The organism is Pantoea sp. X85, assembly GCF_029623675.1.
GTDB lineage: Bacteria > Pseudomonadota > Gammaproteobacteria > Enterobacterales > Enterobacteriaceae > Pantoea > Pantoea leporis.
In genome coordinates, this window is the sequence record NZ_CP121109.1 from 583,654 (window position 1) to 604,678 (window position 21,025).

General features: G+C 57.8%; 18 protein-coding genes. 3 read left to right on the forward strand and 15 right to left on the reverse strand.

Annotated elements, in window-relative coordinates:
- Nucleotide 1 precedes the first annotated feature (1 nt).
- The 5 genes from P6287_RS22300 to P6287_RS22320 form a co-directional block, all read right to left on the reverse strand.
- Complete coding sequence (locus P6287_RS22300) at nucleotides 2–808, reverse strand: MetQ/NlpA family ABC transporter substrate-binding protein (RefSeq protein ID WP_110866772.1); 807 nt, start codon at nucleotides 806–808, stop codon at nucleotides 2–4.
- 20 nt (nucleotides 809–828) lie between these two features.
- Nucleotides 829–2,190 (reverse strand): LLM class flavin-dependent oxidoreductase, encoded by a 1,362-nt coding sequence (locus P6287_RS22305; protein ID WP_277975067.1) that lies wholly within the window; start codon nucleotides 2,188–2,190, stop codon nucleotides 829–831.
- The gene (locus P6287_RS22310; RefSeq protein ID WP_277975068.1) at nucleotides 2,187–3,389 is read right to left on the reverse strand and encodes an SfnB family sulfur acquisition oxidoreductase; all 1,203 of its coding nucleotides are present in this window, start codon (nucleotides 3,387–3,389) and stop codon (nucleotides 2,187–2,189) included. Before P6287_RS22310 ends, P6287_RS22305 begins: the two co-directional genes overlap by 4 nt.
- Before the next feature lie 9 nt (nucleotides 3,390–3,398).
- Nucleotides 3,399–4,604 (reverse strand): SfnB family sulfur acquisition oxidoreductase, encoded by a 1,206-nt coding sequence (locus P6287_RS22315; RefSeq protein ID WP_277975069.1) that lies wholly within the window; start codon nucleotides 4,602–4,604, stop codon nucleotides 3,399–3,401.
- Nucleotides 4,605–4,920: 316 nt separating this feature from the next.
- Entirely contained in the window at nucleotides 4,921–6,351 is a 1,431-nt protein-coding gene (locus P6287_RS22320; protein ID WP_277975070.1) for a hypothetical protein, read from the reverse strand.
- A 275-nt stretch (nucleotides 6,352–6,626) separates the two neighbouring features.
- On the opposite strand from P6287_RS22320, the gene P6287_RS22325 reads away from it, so the two are divergent.
- Together P6287_RS22325 and P6287_RS22330 are read left to right on the forward strand one after the other, a co-directional pair.
- A complete protein-coding gene (locus tag P6287_RS22325; RefSeq protein WP_277975071.1) occupies nucleotides 6,627–8,021 on the forward strand; it encodes an amidase in 1,395 nt (464 codons plus the stop codon).
- Between the two features lie 118 nt (nucleotides 8,022–8,139).
- Nucleotides 8,140–9,087, forward strand: a complete 948-nt coding sequence (locus tag P6287_RS22330) for a helix-turn-helix domain-containing protein (RefSeq protein WP_192413196.1) — start codon at nucleotides 8,140–8,142, stop codon at nucleotides 9,085–9,087.
- On the opposite strand, the gene P6287_RS22335 is transcribed toward P6287_RS22330, so the two are convergent.
- The 7 genes from P6287_RS22335 to P6287_RS22365 all read right to left on the reverse strand — a co-directional run bounded on the left by P6287_RS22335 (nucleotide 9,076) and on the right by P6287_RS22365 (nucleotide 15,897).
- Complete coding sequence (locus P6287_RS22335) at nucleotides 9,076–9,654, reverse strand: ANTAR domain-containing protein (RefSeq protein WP_277975072.1); 579 nt, start codon at nucleotides 9,652–9,654, stop codon at nucleotides 9,076–9,078. The two genes, P6287_RS22330 and P6287_RS22335, sit on opposite strands and share 12 nt — an antisense overlap.
- A 155-nt stretch (nucleotides 9,655–9,809) precedes the next feature.
- Nucleotides 9,810–10,514, reverse strand: coding sequence for an ABC transporter ATP-binding protein (locus P6287_RS22340; protein ID WP_192413198.1), 705 nt, complete (start codon nucleotides 10,512–10,514; stop codon nucleotides 9,810–9,812).
- Nucleotides 10,507–11,238 carry an ATP-binding cassette domain-containing protein gene (locus P6287_RS22345; protein WP_137387268.1) on the reverse strand — a complete coding sequence of 244 codons (732 nt, stop codon included), beginning with the start codon at nucleotides 11,236–11,238 and terminating at the stop codon, nucleotides 10,507–10,509. The genes P6287_RS22340 and P6287_RS22345 overlap by 8 nt, the downstream gene beginning before the upstream one ends.
- On the reverse strand, nucleotides 11,235–12,263 hold the full coding sequence (locus P6287_RS22350) for a branched-chain amino acid ABC transporter permease (protein WP_277975073.1): 1,029 nt from the start codon (nucleotides 12,261–12,263) through the stop codon (nucleotides 11,235–11,237). Before P6287_RS22350 ends, P6287_RS22345 begins: the two co-directional genes overlap by 4 nt.
- Nucleotides 12,263–13,132: a branched-chain amino acid ABC transporter permease gene (locus P6287_RS22355; RefSeq protein ID WP_192234635.1), complete on the reverse strand. Its 870-nt coding sequence runs from the start codon at nucleotides 13,130–13,132 to the stop codon at nucleotides 12,263–12,265. Before P6287_RS22355 ends, P6287_RS22350 begins: the two co-directional genes overlap by 1 nt.
- Nucleotides 13,133–13,143: 11 nt before the next feature.
- Nucleotides 13,144–14,385, reverse strand: a complete 1,242-nt coding sequence (locus tag P6287_RS22360) for an ABC transporter substrate-binding protein (RefSeq protein ID WP_110866760.1) — start codon at nucleotides 14,383–14,385, stop codon at nucleotides 13,144–13,146.
- A gap of 291 nt (nucleotides 14,386–14,676) precedes the next feature.
- Nucleotides 14,677–15,897 carry a lactonase family protein gene (locus tag P6287_RS22365; RefSeq protein ID WP_277975074.1) on the reverse strand — a complete coding sequence of 407 codons (1,221 nt, stop codon included), beginning with the start codon at nucleotides 15,895–15,897 and terminating at the stop codon, nucleotides 14,677–14,679.
- A gap of 280 nt (nucleotides 15,898–16,177) precedes the next feature.
- Between P6287_RS22365 and P6287_RS22370 the strand changes: the two genes are divergently transcribed.
- Complete coding sequence (locus tag P6287_RS22370; RefSeq protein WP_192413203.1) at nucleotides 16,178–16,816, forward strand: LysE family transporter; 639 nt, start codon at nucleotides 16,178–16,180, stop codon at nucleotides 16,814–16,816.
- 36 nt (nucleotides 16,817–16,852) lie between these two features.
- Here P6287_RS22370 and P6287_RS22375 read toward each other — a convergent pair whose 3' ends face one another.
- Genes P6287_RS22375 through P6287_RS22385 form a run of 3 tightly spaced genes read right to left on the reverse strand, consistent with a single transcriptional unit; the run spans nucleotide 16,853 to nucleotide 20,948 of the window.
- Entirely contained in the window at nucleotides 16,853–17,653 is an 801-nt protein-coding gene (locus tag P6287_RS22375; RefSeq protein WP_101761717.1) for an inositol monophosphatase family protein, read from the reverse strand.
- Nucleotides 17,654–17,667: 14 nt separating this feature from the next.
- Nucleotides 17,668–18,729, reverse strand: a complete 1,062-nt coding sequence (locus P6287_RS22380) for an ABC transporter ATP-binding protein (protein WP_061719127.1) — start codon at nucleotides 18,727–18,729, stop codon at nucleotides 17,668–17,670.
- Entirely contained in the window at nucleotides 18,726–20,948 is a 2,223-nt protein-coding gene (locus P6287_RS22385) for an iron ABC transporter permease (RefSeq protein ID WP_277975075.1), read from the reverse strand. The genes P6287_RS22380 and P6287_RS22385 overlap by 4 nt, the downstream gene beginning before the upstream one ends.
- Nucleotides 20,949–21,025 lie beyond the last annotated feature (77 nt).

A 21,025-nucleotide genomic window follows, 5' to 3' on the forward strand; every position in this document is an offset into this window, starting at 1 on the left:
CTTACTGGCTCCAGCCCGGCTGATACAGCTTGCCGTAAAAGTCATCCAGCTTGGCGCGCACCACCGGCGAATGCTGGTAGATATCAACGAACTTCGCCAGGCGCGGATCGTTCTGATGACCGTCGCGGATCACGAACTGAATTACGTATTCCGGATGTTCCAGGCCATCGAACAGCAGCGCGTTGTTCGGATCGATGGTCTTCGACAGGCGCAGATAGTGCGGATAACCCTGCGCTAAATCGACTTCATCCAGCGAACGCGACAGCTGCACCGCTTCCACTTCGATAATCTTCAGATGCTTTGGATTACTGACAATGTCATCCACGGTAGATTTGAGGCCCGCGCCCGGTTTTAAGCTAATCAGCCTGGCTTTTTGCAGCAGCAGCAGGCCGCGCGCGCCGTTAATCGGATCGTTGGCAATCGCCACCGTGCCGCCATCGGGAATCTGGTCAATCGCGGTATGTTTCTTCGAATAGAGCCCGATGTTATTGATGATCGCCGGCGCGTACGGCACCAGATGGAATCCGCCCTGCTGATTGGCGTTTTCCAGGAACGGTTTGTGCTGGAACAGGTTCACATCGATATCGCCATTTTCCACGCTTACGTTCGGCGCGGTCCAGTCGGTGAACTCCACCAGCTCAACGTTCAAACCCTGTTTTTTCGCCTCAGCCACCGCGGTTTCCAGCGGCGGCGCAAAGGCTGCTGTAGTACCGACTTTCAGCGGCCCGCTGTAGTTTTCGGCGGCGACGGCGCTAAACGCCAGCAGTGCGACGCTGGCAGCCAGCGCAAAATGACGTGCAATGTTCATATCAGATCCCTGAGGTTAAATTAACGAAGGTTAACGCCGTCGCGCCAGCGCGCCGCCGGATGGCGATCGGGCAAGCGGTCCTGCTGTTGAAAAATTTTCTGCCGTAACGAACCGGGCTGATACGCGGTCTTGAAGCGGCCGCGCTGCTGTAATTCCGGCACCACCAGATCGATAAAATCGCGGTAGCTCTGCGGATTAAGGATGCGCGTCAGGTTAAAGCCGTCGATATCGCCTTCATCGATCCACTTAATCAGCGCATCCGCGACCTGGCTCGGATTGCCGACGATCAGCGGATAGCGGCTGCCCATCGCGTGCTGCTCCAGCAAACGACGCCGCGTCCAGCCGCTGAAGGCTTTGCTCACCGATTCTATGGCGCGCGTGTCGCCGGTCTGAATTGGCTCATCGAGTTCGAATGCCGCCAGATCGAGGCCAATCGAGCTGGAGAAGTGCGCGATGCCGGCTTCCGGGCTGGCGTAGGCGAGGTAGCTTTGATGCTTCTCCTGCGCTTCACGTTCGGTAGGCGCGACAATCACGCTGACGCCCATAAAAATGCGCAGATCGTCAGGATGGCGTCCGGCCTCCACCGCCGCCAGGCGCAAGCGCGTCGATTGCTCGCGCATCGCTGCTAGTGACGCAGCATTCACAAAGCTGCACTCGGCGTGACGTCCGGCGAACTGTACGCCGCGCGCCGAGGAACCAGCCTGGAACAGCAGCGGCGTGCGCTGCGGCGACGGGCTGCTCAGGTGATAACCCTGCACCTGATAGAACTCGCCCTGATGATTGATTTGGCGGATTTTATTGGCATCGGCGTAGCGACGATTGGCTTTATCCTGCACCAGTGCATCATCCTGCCAGCTGCCTTCCCACAGCTTGTAGGTGACATCGAGAAACTCATCGGCCTGATCGTAGCGGCGATCGTGCGCCAGCAGCTGTTGCTGGCCCATGGCACGCGCGGCGCTATCAAGATAACCGGTGACGATGTTCCAGCCGAGGCGCCCTTTGGTCAGGTGATCGAGCGTGGAAAGGCGGCGCGCGAACGGATACGGCGCTTCATAACTCAGATTGGCGGTGACGCCAAAACCCAGATGCTGCGTAACGCTGGCCATGCCGGAAATCAGCATCAGCGGATCGTTCACCGGCAGCTGAATCGACTCTTTGGCGGTCAGACCAATGCCTTGCTGATAGACGTCATATACGCCGAGAATATCGGCGATAAACAGCCCATCAAACAGCCCGCGCTCCAGCAAACGCGCCAGATCCAGCCAGTAATCCAGCGAGTTGAAATCCACTGAACGATCCTGTGGATGCGTCCACATACCGTGATGAATGTGCCCAACGCAGTTCATATTGAAGGCGTTAAGCAGAATCTGTTTTTGACTCATATTGTCCCCCGACGCGGCGGCAACACGCCATTCAGCAGGTAGTTGCCGATGGCCGGATATTTCCAGCGCACCGGATCGTGCAAGGTGTGGGTACGCGCATTGCGCCAGTGGCGGTCAAAGTTGTGCTCGCGCAGGCTGGATCGCGATCCGCCAAGTTCAAACAGCAGGTTGCTGGCCTCCAGCGACACGTCCGTGGTCCAGGCGCGCGCTTTGGCGACGTCTACCGACGCCAGCGCCACGTTTTCGGCGCTGGGATCGCGCTGCGCCACGTCAACCGCATCACCCGCAATCGCCAGCAACGCATCGCCGGCGCTCAAACGTGCGGCCAGACGACCGGTGCGATCAAGCGTCAGCGGATCGTCGCTCGCACGGTCGACGCCGCTGTCCGGCCACGGCCGCGCGCGCTGACGCAGGAAATCGAGCATGTCGTCAAACGCCGCCCGTGCAATGCCCTGATCGATAGCCGCATGCATAATCTGCGCAAAGGGCCCAACGGTGCTCGGACGCTCAAACGCCGTCTGGAACGGCACCACATCTTCCGGCGCAATCGCTACGTCGCGGAATTGCACGCTGCCGCTGCCGGTGGTGCGCTGACCGAAGCCGCTCCAGTCATCAATCACGTTGACACCGTGCTGATGACGCGGCACAAACACCAGCTGCTCCTTGCCATCATCGGCTATCGCCAGCGTCGGAATGCGATCGGCATACAGCGCGCCGGTGCAGTAAAACTTATTGCCGTTGAGGCGCAATCCTTCCGCCTGCTGCGAAACTGCCGTAGAACGCTGATGCGCGGCGGGCGAACTGAATTCCGCCAGCGCGTTGCCGTGATGCACGCCTGCCAGCACTTCGGCATAGAGCCGCTGTTTCTGCGCCTCGCTGCCGTTGATGCGCAGCACTTCCAGCGCGTAAAAATGGTTCTGCGGCACCTGACCAATCGAACCGTCGGCGGCGCTCAAAAGCACGAAAATCTCTGCCAGTTCGGCAGTTGAAATCTCAATGCCGCCAAAGTCACGCGGTACGGTGATGGCGCCGAGCCCGGATTGAAAAAGCTGCTGTAACTCGGTGTGCGGCAGTTCACGTTCGCGGTCGCGCTGGGCAGAACCGGCACGAAAACGCTCCGCCAGCTCTTGCGCGACCTGCAACGCCTGCTGGGCATTCTCAATGCGCGTCGCGCGCTGTTTAGGCGATACCTGCGTCATGGTTGCTCCTTAAATCCACGCATGACGCGCAGGCAGCGCATCATTGAGGTAATAGTTGCCGATGGCATGAGTTTTCCAGCGCACCGGATCGTGCAACGTGTGGGTACGCGCATTGCGCCAGTGACGATCGAGACCGTGGCGCAGCAAGGTGCCGCGACTGCCGCCCCATTCCAGCAGCTTCTCACTGGCACGCAGCGCCACTTCGGTGGTCAGCACTTTGGCTTCCGCTACCGCAATCGATGCGCGTGCGCAGTTTTCAGCCGTCAGCGCCTGTTGATCGATGCTATCGAGTATCCGGGCAGCACGAGCCAGCAGCGCATTGGCGGCGCTCAGTTCGGTGCTGATGCGACCCACATCGGCGAGGATGTAGGGATCGTCGGCATTGCGGCTGACATTGGCATCCACCCAGGGTCGCGAGCTGCTGCGCACAAACTCCAGCGCCTCATCCAGCGCACCTTGCGCAATGCCCGCATCAATCGCCGCCTGAATCAACTGGGAAACTGCGCCGCGCAGCGTCGGCTTTTCAGCGGGAGGCAACGACATCAATAACGCGGGATCAACCACAACCTGATGCAACTTCACCGTACCGCTAGCGGTAGTGCGCTGGCCAATACCGGACCAGTCATCCACAATTTCCACGCCCGCCGTCGGCAGCGGAATAAAGGCCATTTTCGGCTGCTGATCGTGCATCGCCGTGGTGACCAGAATGTCGGCGAACAGCGCGCCGGTAGAGTAAAACTTCTCGCCGGTGAGCTGCACGCTGTGTGACGTTGTCACTAGCTGCGCCTGTACGTCTCGCGTATGTTTGGTGTTTTTCTCCGGTCCGCCGTTACCCAGACGTTTGCCCTGCACCACCGCGCTCAGCAGCCGCTGCTGTTGCGCGGCAGAACCTTCGCCAAGGATGAACTGGATCAGACCAAAGTGGTTTTGCGGCATTTGCCCCAGCGACGGATCGCTGGCGGAGATCAGACGAAACACTTCGGCCATGGTCTGGTACGACAAACCCGCACCACCCAATTCACGCGGCACGCTGATGCTGCCAAGTCCCAACGCGGTGAACTGGTTGAGCAGCGCGATGGGGTAAATGCGCTGCTGGTCGCGCTCGACTGCGCCGCCTTTCGCCTGCCCGGCCAGATGGCGTGCGGCGGCGATGGCTTCTTCATCGCTGTTTAATACCGCTGCGCGGTTAATAATCTCGTCACTGTTTTGCGTCATAGCTGATTTCACTTTTACTACACAGCGAAGTGTAAGCCTGCACTGAAAAACTCAGTAGGCCGTGGAATGAATAACGAATTGAAAGCGATGATAATCAGCGGGGTTAAAGCAAGTAAATAGCGCGGTTATGCTATATCCGGCAATGCGTTGCCATTATTAAGCTATGGATTTATTGAAGCACAACAATAGGCTAGCGGCGGCGCTGCAGGCAATTAGCAAGTATAAAAAAGCGGCGAGTAATTCTTAAGATCAAATAACGCTAAGAAAAGTTTAATTCCGCAAATAATGTAGCGGAATTTAAAAGCGGCGCGAAATATTAATTATTTAATTGCGCATCAAACTGCGCGGCAGCGAAACTGCGGGTGGATTCGCTCTTCACACTATGCGGAATCTGCACGCTATCGATCAACTTCGCCAACTGATAGGTTTTCACCGTCTCATTTTGCGTTAGCTGCTGCGCATAATTCGCGGTCAAATCCCCTTTCTTATTCTGCGTCACCGAGGTCTGGCTGCGCTCTTCATCATCGATCAAATGATACTTATAGTTTTGCGACGACTTCTGTTCGGTCAGCTTCGCCGCTGAGACAGAATCCAGCGCGGTGTGGAAGCTGGCCTTGAGTTTAAACAGCGTTTGCTGGGTCAAATCCTGGGTATCACCATGCGTTTGCGTAGCGGTTTTTTGCGCCACGTTCAGGGAGAAGGTGTCTTGCTCTTCCGGCTTATACGGATTACCGGAAACCGGCGTCTGCTGATAGCTCGCCGAGAAGTCCGCCAGTCCACTGATTGCGCCGTTCTTCGCCGCATTGGCATCAATCGACTTCACACGCTGCGTGTTGATGCTTTCAGCCGCTTTGCCTTCGGTGGTATTGAGCGCGCGGAAGCTGGCTTTAAACAGCGTCAACATGTCGCTATCGCCGTGACCGCGCGAAGCGGCCTGATCAAATTTGCTGCTCCACTGATCCAGCGCCGCTGCCTGCTGTGCCGCGCTGCCCGCCTGCGTCAGTTTCGAAACATCGGTATCGAGTTTGATGCTGACATCGCCGTTGTGGAAGCCGAGCCAGCGCGCCTGATCGTCGGCATGCAAGTTCAGCGACTGCGTGACGTTATTGCCATTACGCAGATCGGTCTTCAAATCGACGCTTTTCAACACTGAAGTGTCGAAGTTCATCAGATCGCGGATATCGAGTTTGGTGGTGCTGCCATCCAGGCCATCCAGCGCCTTCTGCAAACCGGCGGATAGCTGACCCATCGCCGCCGCTTCAACGTTGTTAAGCTGGCCGCCGCTGGTTTTCAGCTCCACTACCAGGCCGCCCTGTTGACGCGTCATCTGCAAACTCACCTGCACACCAGATTGGGTAGTGATGGTCAGCGCCAGCGCACTTTGGCTGCTGCTCTGCGCGCCGTTCAGCGCTTGCGTCGCTGGCACGCTTAAGGTTACGTCGCCGCGATGGCTGGCCAGATTACTCAATAAGGTGCTGCCGAGACCGTTCATGCCGACGCCGCTGGCGTGCGCGGCACCGTTGAGCTGCGCTTGCAAGCTGCTGGTGACATCGACGGAACTCTTGACCTGCGCGGGCTCGATTTTGTAGATCGCGGCGATGGCATCACTCGCCTCGCTGAAGGTGACTTTGGTCGACGCTTCCGCCGTCAGGGCGTTTTGCGCGGATTTGTTGTTCCCCGCCGGCGTCACCACCGCATTCGATGCGATTAAATTTCTCAGTACGCTGCTGCCAATCCCATTTAGCATGAAAATAATCCTCGTTGTGTACTATTCCTGAGAGTTATCGGCGAAATGTTCAGCGGCTTTAATGGTTTTTGCCCTCACCTAACCCTCTCCCATAAACGGGTGAGGGAACCGATTGTGCACCGTCTGCTCTCTCTCCCGCCTGCAGAAGAGGGCTGGGGTGAGGGAAATGTATTGGCAGTTCTGACATAACATCTGTCCGCCTAAACACAGCCGTACTTTGCGCAGTGACTTAGGTTATTCATCAACACATCTCTCACTCACGAGGTAAGGTCACGATGAATAACCTGCATTACAAAAGCTTGCTGGAAATTGGCCGCTTGATTCAGTCGGGCGAAATCTCTTCGGTAGACGTCACGCAAACCCTGCTGACGCGCATTGATACGCTCGATCGCGACTTACACAGCTACTTCTACGTGATGCGCGACAGTGCACTGCAACAGGCGGCTGAAGCCGATGCTGAAATAGCCCAAGGCAAAATGCGCGGTCCACTGCACGGCGTGCCAATCGCACTGAAAGATCTGATCTGGACCAAAGACGCGCCCACCAGCCACGGCATGATCATCCACAAAGATCGTTACCCTTCAGAAGACTCCACCGTGGTGGAGCGCTTCCGCGCGGCGGGTGCGGTGATTCTCGGCAAGCTGACGCAAACCGAAAGCGCCTTCGCCGATCACCATCCCGACATCACCCGGCCGAATAATCCGTGGGGCAGCGCGCTGTGGACCGGCGTCTCCTCCAGCGGATCCGGCGTCGCCACCGCCGCAGGGTTATGCTTCGGCTCAATTGGCACCGATACCGGCGGATCGATTCGTTTTCCCTCCAACGCCAACGGCCTGACCGGCATTAAACCGACGTGGGGCCGCGTCACGCGTCACGGCGCCTGTGAACTGGCGGCATCACTGGATCATATCGGCCCGATGGCACGTAACGCCGCCGATGCCGCCGCCATGTTGCAGGCGATTGCCGGTCGCGATGATAAAGATTCCACCTCCAGCAGCGAGCCGGTGCCCGATTATCTGGCGCTGATGACGCGCGGCATTAGCAAGATGCGCATCGGCGTAGATAAAAGCTGGGCGCTGGAGAAAGTCGACGAGGAGACGCGCGCTGCGCTGCAATCGGCGATCGCCACCTTGAGTTCGCTCGGCGCGACGCTGGTAGATATCACCTTGCCCGATACCGAAAAAGCCGCCGCCGAGTGGAGCGCACTCTGCGCCGTGGAAACTGCGCTGGCGCATGAAGACACTTATCCGGCGCAGAAAGATCACTACGGTCCGGGCCTGGCTGGTCTGCTCGATCTCGGTCACAGCGTTACCGCGCTGGAGTATCAACGTTTGCTGCTCAGCCGTGCGGCGCTGCGCGGCGATATCTCCGCGCTCTTTACTCAGGTTGATCTGATTCTGGCACCGGCTACCGCGTATGCCGGATTGACCTGGGACACCATGACCCGTTTTGGTACCGATCAGGCACTGTTTAACGGCGTGCTGCGCTATACCAGTGCATTCGATGCCAGCGGTCATCCCACCATCACCCTGCCGTGCGGCAAAACCGCAGGCGGCGCGCCGATTGGCTTCCAGTTGGTGGCAGCACATTTCGCCGAAACCACCATGATTCAGGGCGCGTGGGCCTTCCAGCAGGTCACCGACTGGCATAATCAGCATCCTGCGTTATAAATCTGCGTTGTTTGCCGCCCCGATAGCTTCGGGGCGGTCATTTCACCCGCTCATGGCCTGAAACTTGCTTCAACTTCCTGACTTCCGCCCTTTTTCGCCATGTTTAGGGGATGCTGATATGAAAGAGCTTTTCACCACCGACGATCTCGATAACCGTCATCGCTTCGATGCCTGGCGTGATGCGGTGTGCTCGCGTCTGATCAACGCCCAAGCGCGACAGATGCATTCAGGCACTTTTTCCGGCAGCTTTGCCTATTCGACGCTCGGTCACATGGATATTGCCAATCACGTATCGCATACCGCGCTGATGTGGCAACGCACAGCAGAATGCATCCGCCGCCATCCTAATCACGATTTCTATCTGGGCTATGTCTGCGCCGGCAGCGGCACGCTGCGGCAGAATGGCCATCAATCACGCGTCAGCGCCGGCGATGTGGTGATTTACGATGCTGCCACGCCGTTTGATTTTGCGATGGAAAAGGTGGCGATCAATATCGTGCATCTGCCACGTCACATCATGGAGAAGGAAGCGCCTGCCACCGCCAAACTGGCAGGCAAAACGCTGGATCTCACGCGCCCCGGCATGGCATCGCTCAAGCTGCTGCTGCAGGAAGCGTTCGTGTTTAATCCCGACCGCGAGAACCCGTTTCTGGCCGAGCAGTTTGCTAACACGCTGCTGAATATGATTTCGGTGAGCGTCAATTTGCAGCACAGCGAAGAGGCGCTGAAGCCGGATCTCTACTCACGCGTGGTGAGTTTTCTGCGTCACAACCTGCAGGAGCCAGAGTTGTCGGTGGCGCAGATCGCCAATGCGCATCATGTCTCGCCGCGCACCATCAGCCGGGTGTTTGCCGCGCACGGCACCACGCCGATGAACTTTCTCTGGCAGGAGCGTTTACAGGCGTGTCATCGCATTCTCGCCGAAGGCAAAGCGCGCAATATCACCCAAGTGGCGTTGGATCACGGCTTTAGCGATATGTCGCACTTCAGCCTGGCGTTCCGCAAAACCTTTGGTTATACGCCCAGCAGCCTGTTACGGCAGCCGGACGCGCCGCTACTTTTGTAGCGTGGTGATCACGCGCTCGGCGGTGTATTCCATGCTGCTGCGCGTGTTCATCGCTTCACTGCGCATCAAGCGGTACGCCCCCGATTCATCCAGCCCGAAGGTTTGCATCAGCACGCTTTTGGCCTGCGCCAGTCGCTCACTACGCGCTTGACGCGCCTGCTGTACCGCACGCAACCGCTGCTGGTGACGCACGGTCTTTAGCGTGCCAATCATTTGCACAATCAAGGCAAACGGATTGAGTTCACGCGCAGCGATGGCATTCGGCTGGAGTTGCAGCAGTAGCGGAAACAGCCGCGCGTTGTGGCTATCCGCCATCGCGATGATGGGAATATCCCTTTCGCGCGCGCTGATAAACAGCGAGGTTAACAGTGGCTGCTGATGCATATCGATCGCCACCAGCAGCAGCTGCGTATCCGTGGAGAGTGACGCGGCAGGCGGCCAGCTGTGCTGCGCGTGACAGCCCAGCTGCGTCAGCGAGACGCAAAACGCGCGCACGCTCTGTGAATCAGGATGGAAAATATGCAGCCGGACACCAGAAAGCGTTGCCAGTAATGATTGTTCAGTCATGGTTCACCCTATGCGCATCCCGAATGAGGAAAGCTCACAGTAAGCGAGCGGATGGGTTAACGCTGTGCTGATGCTGCCGGGTGCTGTGTCAGGGCGGACAAGGATGAGGAACGGTTTTGTAGGGTGCGCATTCATGCGCACCTTTTAAATGATGCTCAAACATGAAACCCCAAAAACGGCTCCGCCACGCTGGCGCTCGACTGGGTTTTCGGATCGATCTTCTGCACAATCTGCCCCTTTTCAATCACATGAATCTGGTCAGAAAGAGCGTAAAGAAACTCAATATCCTGCTCCACCAGAATGATTGAAATATCCATCTCATGGCGCAGCCGCCGCAATGTCTCGATAATCTCCTCGCAGATATTCGGTTGAATCCCTTCCGTTGGCTCATCCAGCAGCACCAGCTGCGGCTGGCCGCACAGGCAGCGCGCCAGCGCCAATAGCTGCTGCTCGCCGCCTGATAGCGCACCGCCGGGCTGCGCCAGCAGGCGTTTCAGGCGCGGAAAATACGCCAGCATCTGCTCGATAATCTCTCCGGCGCGGGAAAAATGTTTCACGCAGCCCATGCGCAGATTTTCCTCCACCGTCAGCTGCGGGAAAATCTGTCGCCCTTGCGGTACAAAACCGATGCCCGCCACCGCCCGCTGGTGCGCCTGATAACGGGTAATATCGATGCCGTTCAACGCGATCTGGCCTTGCCAGGCCGGCAGTTCGCCCATAATGGTGCGCAGCAGCGTGGTTTTGCCCATGCCGTTGCGGCCCAGCACGCCGGTAAACGACTTCGCGCCGACAAACAGCTCGGATAAGTTCAGCACCGGAATCTTGTTGTAACCCGAGACCATCTCTTTAATTTCAAGCATGTTTAATCTCCAGATTGCCGAGATACGCCTCTTTCACCCGCGGATTTTGCGTCACCTCGCGGAAGCTGCCTTCCGCCAGCACCGCGCCCTGGTTAAACACCGTCACCTGCTGCGCAATCATGCTGATGAACTCCATGTCATGCTCCACCACCACCACCGTGCTCTGCTGATTAATCGCCTTGATCAGCTGCGCGGTTTTGCGCACTTCCTGATGCGTCATACCCGCCGCCGGTTCATCCAGCAGCACCAGCTGCGGTTTGGAGATCAGGATCATCCCCAGCTCCACCCACTGCCGCTGACCATGCGCCAGTTCCGAGAGCACCGCATGTTGCAGATCGACCAGACCGATATCCTCCAGCACCTGTTCTATGGCCGCCGGCAGCGCCGCTTTCGCCAGCTTATTCGCTGCCGCCTGCCACAGGTTTTCCCGCACGCTTAAGCCTTCGAACACGCTCGGCACCTGAGTTTTAATGCCAATCCCCAAACGCGCGATTTCCCATGGCCGTTTGCCGGAGATCACCTGTTCGCGATAGCGGCACTCGCCGCGCGTCGGCGTGACCTGGCCGCTCAGCATCTTGAAGAAAGTGCTTTTGCCTGCGCCGTTAGGGCCGATCAGGCAGCGCAACTCACCTTCACGTAGGGTGAAATCCACCTCTTTCACCGCATGCACGCCGCCAAAACTGACGCCCATTTTGCGGGTTTCCAGTAACACGTTGGCCGTCATGGTTTCACCTCACTGACCTGCGCGCGGCTGGCGGGCGCGGCGGGACGCTTGCGCCGCCACAGACGCTGCAACCTTGGCAGAATGCCGCCCGGAATCAGCAACACAAACACCGCCAGAATCACGCCGAGCACTAAATTGACATCCACGGTTTGCTGCGCGCCCAACCGCGTCACCATCCACTGCAACAGCACGCAGCTGATCACCGGACCCAGCAGCGTGCCGCGGCCACCGACAATCACCCAGATGATGATCTGCGCCGACTGGCTGATGCTAAAAACGCCGGGACTAACAAAGGCGCCCCAGTTGACGTACAAACAGCCCGCCAGTCCGGCAATGGCCGCGCCGATGGCGAAGGTTGCCAATTTATGCGCCGGCACGTTGTAGCCGAGCAATCCGGCGCGCTGCTCGTTCTCACGAATTGCCACCACGGTTTTGCCAAAACGGCTCAGCAGCACGAACTTCAGCAAGGCGTAGCACAGCGCCAGACATCCGGCGGTGACCATAAAGATCGCCTCGGGCGATAAAATCGCCTCCGGCTGGAACGGCAGGTTAAGCGTCGGCACCGAAGGAATGCCGTTAAAGCCGCCCAGCAACGCCTCGCCGATGTGGTATTCGCTGCCGGAGGTGGAGTTGACCCAGTTAAACAGCACCAGACTCACCGCCAGCGTGATGGCGCCGAGATAGACATCGCTGACGCCGCCATAAAAAATCACATAGCCGAGCAACAGCGAGAACAACGTGGGCAGCAGCACCGCCATCACCACCGCCCAGGTCGAATCGCCCCAGTTGATAGCGCAAATCGCATAGGTGTAGGCCCCTAAACCGAAAAATGCCGCCTGACCAAAGCACAGGATGCCGCCGTAACCCCAGATGAACGCCAGGCTGAGCGACAACAAACCCATCACCAGAAACACCGTCAGCGACAGCAAGGTGTAGAGCTCAATCGCGCCTGACAGCCACAGCGCCACCAGCACCATCGCCAGTGAGATGACGATAATCTGGATCTTTTCCGAGAACAGTTTCATTACAGCGATCTCCTGAAGAAGCGTCCTGTGATGCCCTGCGGCAGCAAGCGCAGCAGCACAATGGCGCTCAGCAATAGCGCGACGGCACCAAAAACCGGCGTGGAGAAGTACGTCACCAGCTGCGAAATGGTGCCGAATAGCGTCGAGGCGGAGAGCGTTCCGGCGATGATGGCGCTACCACCGCCAATCACCGTGATAAAGGCTTTGGCGATAAAGCTGACGCCAATAGTCGGGATCACGCCGGTAATCGGCGCTAACAGCGCGCCGCCTAAACCCGACAGCGCTGCGCCCAGGCCAAACGTCAGGCTGTAGATTTTGCCCGGATTGCTGCCGAGCGCCGCCGCCATGCGCGCATTCTGCATGGTGGCGCGCGCGCACAAACCTAAAGTGGTGAAGCGCAATAGCAACCACAGCGCGCCGAGCAAGCCGATCGCAAACACAATCATGAACAGCGAATAACCGCTGGTGCTGTAGCTGCCGATGCTGACGCTGGGCAGCGGTGAACTGATGCCCAGCGTGGTGTTGCCGAACAGCATGGTGGCGGCACCAATCAGTGCCAGACTCAGCCCCCATGTCGCCAGCATGGTGTCGATCATCCGCCCGTACAGATGACGGATAATTACGCGCTCGATTACCGCGCCAAACACCCCCACAGTGAGCGGCGCAATCACCAGCATCGAGATCCAGATCGGCACGCCCCACTGATTGGTGGCGAGAATGGCGCTGTAGCCGCCCAGCATCATGAATTCGCCGTGCGCCATATTGACGATTTTCATCATGCCGAACACCACCGCCAGCCCGACGCTCATGATCACCAGCACGGCGATGGCATTGAGCACTTCAATGGCGTAGATAATGAACAGATCCATAGCGGCTCCTGTCACAGCTCAATTTGATACTGTTTGGTATCGCGCGGGTTTTTCTTCAGATCGCACACCATCGCGGTATCCACCGGCGCTTGATCGGTGAAGGTTTGCAGAATTTTCATCTGATGGTTTTCCACTTCGGCGATATGCACATCCAGCGAACAGTGATGCGTCGCCGGATCGACGCTCAGCTTGCCGCTCGGCGAGGTCAGCGTGACGCCGGACTCCAGCGCCTCGATCACCTTCATGCGATCGATATCGCCCGCTTTGCGCACCCCTTCCGCCCAGATCAACATGCCCTGATAAGCGCCCATCGCCAGGTCGCTGATGTAGGGCGTATTGGCGCCGTAGCGCGCATGGAATCGCTCAACGAAAGCTTTGTTTTCCGGCGAAGGGATTTCCTGCATATAGTTGGCGGCAACCAGAATGCCGTTGCTCTCTTCCGGCGACAGAATGATATGTTCATTGCCGCCGCCAAACACCGTGGAGGCAATCGGGATCTTGCCGCTCATACCAGCCGCATGCCACTGGCGATAGAAGGAGATGTGCGCGCCACCGACCAGCGCTGACCACACCATGTCGGGTTTGGCGCTCTGGATTTTAGAGATCGCCGCACCAAAATCGGTAACATCCAGCGGGAAGAATTCAACCGTTACCACTTCACCGCCATTATCGTGCACCGACTTTTTCACCCACGCCGAGACGATTTGGCCGTAGTTATAATCCGCCGCCAGCACGTAGACTTTTTTGCCCCACTTCTTCACCGCGTAAGGCACCAGCTTTTCCACGGTTTGTGCCGGCGTAGAACCGGATGAGAAGTAATTGCGATCGCACACGCCGCCTTCATATTGCGCCGGATAAAAATAGAGTGAACGGAAACGATCCAATACCGGACGAATAACCTCACGCGAGGCCGAGGTAATACCGCCATGCACCACCGCCACTTTATCTTTCAGCGCCGCCTGCTGCGCATATTGCGCATAAAGCTGCATATTGGATTGCGCATCGTAATTAATCACCTGCAACGGTCGACCTAATAAACCACCCGCCGCGTTGATCTCTTCTGCCGCCAGATTAATGGCGTTCGACATCGGCTTACCGTAAATATCGAGCCCGCCGGATAAGTCGAGAATACTGGCGATTTTGATGGCGTCTTTGCTGTCGGCGGCGAAAGAGAATTGAGGCGCAACGCCTGCAGCCAAGCCTAATGCCGAAACGGCTGAACCCTGGATAAATGAACGACGACTAATAGCCATAGCAACCTCTTGAAAAGAGAAGGATCAAACAGGAGTGTTTCCGGGAGGCCGGAGAGAATAAAAGCGATCTACAGACGGCGCTGTCTGCATTGACAAGAGGGTTGCCACATCGTTGGGGCGTTATTTTGTATGAAGCAAGAAGTGGGCCAAATTAATTAGGCTCTGCACATTCACATAGCGGCGCGATTCATTGCGCGATAAATCGCGCCGCTACGACAACGTGCGCACTGTTAAATGGCAATTAGCACCAATTAGGTGCGAGGTCGCCCTTCATGGCGACCTCAATAAAACTCAGTTAAAAAACTTAATATCCGTCGGCGTGGCAATCTTCGCCACTTCACCCGCGGCTTTCAGCACACCGCTCTGTTCATCGAAATGGAACAGGGTGATGTTATTGGTAAACACGTTCGCCACATAAAGGTATTTGCCGCTGGCATCAAAGGCGAAAGCGCGCGGTTCAATGCCATCCGCTTTATAGCGCACCGGCGATCCCAGTGAACCATCCTGCTCAATGCGGAACACCACTAAGCTGTTATCCGATCCGCGATTAGCCGCAATCACAAACTTGCCGTTCGGGCTGAGGATAATGCCGCCGCCGCTGCGATACTCGGCGCTGCTGTTTTCCGTATTCAGTTTGACGCTAGATTGCTGCTGCAGACGATCGTCCTTAACCGCAAACACCACCACTTCACCGGCCATTTCGGTTATGACATAGGCGTGTTTACCATCTGGTGAAAACACCATGTGGCGCGGGCCAGAACCGGCCGGGAAGGCGACATCGCGCGAGGTATCCGCTTGCAGCGGCTGAGCATTGCCGGCGTGATAGGCATAAGCGTGCAGTTTATCGCCGCCGAGATCTGCAGCGTAAAGGTATTTGCCATCATGAGTGAAGGTGGTGGAGTGCGCATGCCCGCTATCCTGACGATCTTTCACTGCCCCGCTGCCGCTGGCGAACGGGAAATTCTGTACCTGCTCGCCGAGCGAACCGTCGTGATGAATCGGGAATACCGCCACGCTGGCACCGCCTTTAGCCACCGAGTAGTTGGCGACAAACAGGAATTTCCCGTCCGGGCTAATGGTGGCATGCGTCGGCTGCTGGCCGTGGCTATCCACCGCGTTAATCACGCGCACTTCGCCGCCGTGATCAATCGCCAGCGCAGTGACGGCACCGGCGTTTTCTTCGTTAGTGGTATAGGCAAAACGTCCATCGTGCGATTTCACAATCCACGATGGGCTTTTCATTTTGATGAAATCGAGCGGCGTCAGCGTGCCGTCGCTATTGACCTTCAAACGGTATAAACCTTCGCTGGGATGACCTGGATTTTGCACTAACGGCGCATCCGGGATGCTGGTCCATGTGCCCACTAAAGCCGTTTGGTTGTGATGTTCCGCTGCAGTTGCCATTGCACTTCCCGCTAATGTGAAAACAGCTAGCGATAATGCCACGCTTAGACGTGACGCCATACCGCCAGACACCGTTTTATTGTGATTTTTCATTGTGGTACCCACCATAATCGGAATGTTCTTTATAAAAATCGTTCGCAGAGTTGGATTTTTTATTGTGATTGCGGCCAATGCTGCAGGCCGCATAACGACTATAGTGGGATTGCTTTGATTCGCGGCGAACAGGCGTGATCGTGTTCACATTATCGGGGATTTATCCGCCGGTAGAGCACGATTACCTCCAAACGTGGCAGCCGGAATAGCACAAATGCGTAATTCTTATTATTACTGCGTTTTCCTGCATGCTTTAATACAGCCCTATTAACATGCCAGGGATGCTGACGTTGCTATGCTGCAGTTTTCAAATGGTTTTCTGCTGAGTTTGTCGTTATGCCTTGATATTGGTCTCGCCAATATCGCCATGATCACGCTGGCGATGCAGCGCGGCTATTTTCACGGTTTTTGGTTGGGGATTGGCACCTGCATTGGTGACTTAGTCTATGCGGTGCTGGCGCTGGCGGGCATGGCGATAGTGCTGCAATTCACCGCCGTGCGCTGGATATTGTGGATTGGCGGCGGTGTGATGCTGCTGTGGTTTGCCGGAAAAATGCTGTATGCGGCGTTGCAAAAGCAGGCTGCACTGCCGGAAACCGAACAACAGCCCTATCGATCGCTGCTGCGCGAGTTCAGTCGTGGCGTAATGCTGGCGATGTCATCGCCGACCGCGATTTTGTGGTTTGCCAGCGTCGGCGGTGCGTTGATTTCCCGCATGGGACACGGCAGCGCGGCGGCAACCTCATCGTTTCTTGGCGGCTTCTTTATCGCGGGCGTGGTGTGGACCTGCGTGCTGTGCCTGGTGGGGAGCATGGGCGGCAAGCTGCTGGGGCAGCGTTTATTGAAGTATTCCTATCTTGCTTCGGCGTTGATTTTTGTTTATTTCGCCATCTATGTGATTTGGTCGGGTTACCGGGAATTTATTCTGGTTTGATAGAAGGTCGCCATTTAATGGCGACCGCAACCAACATCACAATCCGGCAATCCGCTTCAAATCCGCTTCCGCACCTGGCGCAACCGCCAATACCTGTGCGCCTTTCAACAATCGTTCACCTTCGGTATTGAACGGGTGATACCAGCCGCCCGCTTCCTTCACCAGGCAATAACCGGCCAGGCAATCCCACGCATGCATATAGGGTTCGTAATAACCGACCACGCGCCCAGCCGCGACCCACGCCAGCATCAATGCGCCGGACCCAATGCGGATAAAATTCCCACCCGCCGCCAGCAGCGATGCGAGGATTTTTCCTACTTCATCCGGGCTGACGTGGCTGTTGGCACCAAAACCGGTGACGTGGTTTTGCAGCGTGCGCGACGCATCCACCTGCAAGCGCTTGCCGTTGAGCGTGGCACCCTGACCCATCGCCGCCACGTAACACTCCTGATAAGTGGGCGCGAAAATCACGCCAATCACCGGCACGCCGTCATGCAGCACCGCCACGGACACGCACCAGTTCGGCATGCCGTTAAGGAACGGGCTGGTGCCGTCGATCGGATCGACCACCCACGTATAACCCGATGAACCTTCCTGCAATCCGTACTCTTCGCCGAGGAAACCGTCGTCGGCAAACTGCGCGCGAATTTGCTGGTCGATCATCTGCTCCACTTCGCGGTCAGCGCGCGACACCACATCCTGCAAATCGTATTTGGTCTCCACCACCAAGGTTTCACGCTGATGGAAATACTCCAGCGCCTTCGCGCCGCCGGCGCGTGCCACCTTCTCCGCCAGAATCAGGCGCGATAACAGCGGGTCATTGTCTAATTCACTCATCATCCATCCTTACATTAACCGGCAATCAGGGCCAAACCCTGAGGTTTAAAATCAATCGCGACGTTTGAGGCCAGCGGCAACTGCTGCTCCATCTCGGCATCGACAATAAACAGTGAACCCAATTCGGTGGCGACTTCATATTCGATATGGTCGCCGAGCCACGTGCTGTGCGTCACTTCGCCGCGCAGTGCACCTGCGCCTTCTCCGCGCAGAGTGATGAATTGCGGTCGCACCGACAGCTGTGCTGCGCCGGTTTTCAGGCCGTTGCCGCGCACGCGATAGCGCTGGCTGCCGAGTCGCACCAGCGCTTCGCTGCCATCAAGCTGCTCCACTTCGCATGGCAGAATGTTAGCTTCGCCCATAAAGTCGGCGATAAACACCGAGTTCGGCGCGTGATAAAGACTTTCCGGCGCGCCCTGCTGTGCAATATCCCCCTCTTTCATGACAATAATCTTATCGGAGACCGCCAGCGCCTCTTCCTGATCGTGCGTGACGTACACCGCGGTGAAGCCGAGTCGCTGTTGCAGATCGCGGATATCGGTGCGCACCCGGCGACGCAAACGCTCATCGAGATTCGAGAGCGGTTCATCCAGCAGCAGCACCTGCGGCTCCAGCACCAGAGCGCGCGCCACGGCAATGCGCTGTTGCTGCCCGCCGGAGAGCTCAGATGGCAATCGCTGGCCCTGATGTTCGAGGCCCACCAGCTTCAACCCTTCGCGCGCGCGGTCCTGCGCTTCACGCTTATTCATGCCCGACGACTGCAAGCCATACATGATGTTGTCGAGCGCGCTCATGTGCGGGAACAGTGCGTAAGACTGAAACACCATCGCCACGTCGCGCTCGTTGGCGGGCAAGTTGGTGACATCTTTGCCGCCAATCAAAATGCGCCCGGCGCTGGGATGCTCGAGCCCGGCCAGCAGGCGCAGCGTGGTGGTTTTGCCGCAGCCGGATGGACCCAGCAGCGTTACCAGCGTGCCGGGCTCCACCGTCAGCGAGAGATCGGGAATGGCATCAAATCCGGCAAAGCGTTTCGAGACGTGTTCAAACACCACAGATCCAGCGGTTACGCGTGTCATACGGCTCTCTCCTGCGTTAATGAGGTTGTTGCGGGCGGCACCGCAATATCGACCGGACGGGCCACGCGGCGCAGACGCCGTTCGCCCACCAGCCACTGGAACATGCCGATGATCAGCAGCATCACCACAATCAAGACGGTTGAGTAAGCAATCGCCACACCGTATTCGCCGTTTTCCACCAGCCCGACGATGTAAGAGGTTGCCATGTTGTATTGCGCGCTCACGAGGAAGATCACCGCACTGATTGAGGTAATGGCACGCACGAAGGCGTAGACCAGCGCGGCGCTGATGGCGGGTTTAAGCAGCGGCAGTACCACTTTGCGCAGCGTGCGGAAGCTGTTGGCCCCGAGCGTTAATGACGCTTCATCCAGACTTTTATCCAGCTGGCTCATCGCCGCGATGCCGCCGCGCACGCCGACCGGCATGTTGCGGAACACAAAGCAGGCTACAAGGATCATCGCGGTACCGGTGATCTCCAGCGGCGGCAGGTTATAGGCCATCACATAACTCACGCCGATCACCGTGCCGGGAATGGCGAAGCTCAGCATCAGCAGGAACTCGAAGGTCTGACGACCGGCAAACTTCTGTCGCACAATTAGCCATGCGGTGAGCAGGCCGACAATCGCCGTCAGCGGCGCGGCAATCAGCGCGATCTCCAGCGTGGTCCAGAACGAGTTCCACGCCACGCCGCTCCACAGCAGATGCCCGTCGCTGAAGCTGACGCCGAAGGCACGCACGTAATGCTCGATGGTCAGCGCATCATTCAATCCCCACGACTGCACAAAGCCGCCGACCACAATCATGCCGTAGATCACCAGCGTGAACAGGCCCCAGGGAATCACCATGCCGTACACGCCAAAGCGCAGCACGCGCGGCAGCTGCACATGTTTGCCGCCGTCGCCTTTGCCGGTGACGGTGGCGAAGTTTTTACCGCCAAGCCACCAGCGCTGCAGCACAAAGGCCGTCAGCGTGAAGCACAGCAGAATCATCGCCAGCACCGCCGCACGACTTGGATCGTTCTGCGCGCCAACTACCGAGAAGAAGATCTCCGTGGAGAGCACGCCGTGACTGCCGCCAAGCACCATCGGATTACCGAAATCGGCCATGCTTTCAATAAAGCTAATCAGGAAAGCGTTGGCTAAACCCGGCGCCATCAGCGGCAGCGAAACGCGCGTAAAGGTGCGCCAGCGATTGGCACGCAGCGTCTGTGATGCCTCTTCCAGCGACGGACTAACACCTTCCACCACGCCAATCAGCACCAAAAATGCGATCGGCGTAAATGACAGCACCTGCGCGATCCAGATGCCGGTTAAGCCATACAGCCAGCGGCCCGGTTCGATGCCAAACAGCGCCGCCAGATGTTCGGTTACCACGCCGGAGCGACCAAACAGCAGGATCAGCGCCAGACCAATGACAAACGGCGGCGTGATGATCGGCAGAATGGTCAGCATGCGCAGCGCTTTCTTACACGGCAGCGGCGTGCGCGTGGCGGCTAAGGCAAACGCCAAACCGAGCAGCGTTGATCCGGCGGCAGTCATCAGCGCCAGCCACAACGTGCGCCATGCGGTGCCGCAGGTGCCGCCCGACAAACAGGACAAGCTCCAGATCGACGGATCCTGAATGTTGCTGATCAAGCCATCCGGTTTGAAGCTGCCGTCTACGTCCTGCACCGACACCACAAACATGCTCAGCACCGGGTAGAGCACAAAGATGCTCACCAGCGCGGTGAGCAGCACCAGCGACGCCACCACAAAGGCATCACCTTTCATCACGCCGCGTTCGGCCAGCGCAAAGGAGAACAGCAGCAGGAAAGTGGTCAGTAACAGCAGCGCACCTGCGCCCATCGCCGGCTGGCCCGAGGCAAGTGCGCCGAAGCGGTTTTCCAGCCACAGCCAGCTCCAGCCGCTGTAGCCAATGGCGTGACCTTCGATGATGAGGAACAGCACGCCAAGTGCGCTGAACAGCAGCAGCAAACGGCTGCGTGCCGCGCCTGGCAGGAGGCCGCAGCCAGCGCACAGCACAAACAGCGCGATGGCGATGATGAGCCACGGATGTTCGCCCACTTGCCACAACGCAGGCGCGTTGGCGCTATCGCTCCACAGGCTGGTTAACCAGCCGCGGCTGAAGAAACCGGCTTCCAGGCTGAACCACGGCAGCAGCAGTAACGCCACTGCGCCGATGAGCAGCGCGCCTGTCAGACGACGATTATTTGCATTCATCCAATCCCCCAAAACGTCATTGCGTGCACGTATGCGTAGCGGCGCGATTTCTCGCGCGTCTTTGCTTTTCAACATTC

Excerpts from the sequence above, each read along its gene's own strand:
- P6287_RS22300 (WP_110866772.1), bottom strand. The coding sequence starts at position 808 with ATGAACATTGCACGTCATTTTGCGCTGGCTGCCAGCGTCGCACTGCTG.
- P6287_RS22305 (WP_277975067.1), bottom strand. The coding sequence starts at position 2,190 with ATGAGTCAAAAACAGATTCTGCTTAACGCCTTCAATATGAACTGCGTT.
- P6287_RS22310 (WP_277975068.1), bottom strand. The coding sequence starts at position 3,389 with ATGACGCAGGTATCGCCTAAACAGCGCGCGACGCGCATTGAGAATGCC.
- P6287_RS22315 (WP_277975069.1), bottom strand. The coding sequence starts at position 4,604 with ATGACGCAAAACAGTGACGAGATTATTAACCGCGCAGCGGTATTAAAC.
- P6287_RS22320 (WP_277975070.1), bottom strand. The coding sequence starts at position 6,351 with ATGCTAAATGGGATTGGCAGCAGCGTACTGAGAAATTTAATCGCATCG.
- P6287_RS22325 (WP_277975071.1), top strand. The coding sequence starts at position 6,627 with ATGAATAACCTGCATTACAAAAGCTTGCTGGAAATTGGCCGCTTGATT.
- P6287_RS22330 (WP_192413196.1), top strand. The coding sequence starts at position 8,140 with ATGAAAGAGCTTTTCACCACCGACGATCTCGATAACCGTCATCGCTTC.
- P6287_RS22335 (WP_277975072.1), bottom strand. The coding sequence starts at position 9,654 with ATGACTGAACAATCATTACTGGCAACGCTTTCTGGTGTCCGGCTGCAT.
- P6287_RS22340 (WP_192413198.1), bottom strand. The coding sequence starts at position 10,514 with ATGCTTGAAATTAAAGAGATGGTCTCGGGTTACAACAAGATTCCGGTG.
- P6287_RS22345 (WP_137387268.1), bottom strand. The coding sequence starts at position 11,238 with ATGACGGCCAACGTGTTACTGGAAACCCGCAAAATGGGCGTCAGTTTT.
- P6287_RS22350 (WP_277975073.1), bottom strand. The coding sequence starts at position 12,263 with ATGAAACTGTTCTCGGAAAAGATCCAGATTATCGTCATCTCACTGGCG.
- P6287_RS22355 (WP_192234635.1), bottom strand. The coding sequence starts at position 13,132 with ATGGATCTGTTCATTATCTACGCCATTGAAGTGCTCAATGCCATCGCC.
- P6287_RS22360 (WP_110866760.1), bottom strand. The coding sequence starts at position 14,385 with ATGGCTATTAGTCGTCGTTCATTTATCCAGGGTTCAGCCGTTTCGGCA.
- P6287_RS22365 (WP_277975074.1), bottom strand. The coding sequence starts at position 15,897 with ATGGTGGGTACCACAATGAAAAATCACAATAAAACGGTGTCTGGCGGT.
- P6287_RS22370 (WP_192413203.1), top strand. The coding sequence starts at position 16,178 with ATGCTGCAGTTTTCAAATGGTTTTCTGCTGAGTTTGTCGTTATGCCTT.
- P6287_RS22375 (WP_101761717.1), bottom strand. The coding sequence starts at position 17,653 with ATGAGTGAATTAGACAATGACCCGCTGTTATCGCGCCTGATTCTGGCG.
- P6287_RS22380 (WP_061719127.1), bottom strand. The coding sequence starts at position 18,729 with ATGACACGCGTAACCGCTGGATCTGTGGTGTTTGAACACGTCTCGAAA.
- P6287_RS22385 (WP_277975075.1), bottom strand. The coding sequence starts at position 20,948 with ATGAATGCAAATAATCGTCGTCTGACAGGCGCGCTGCTCATCGGCGCA.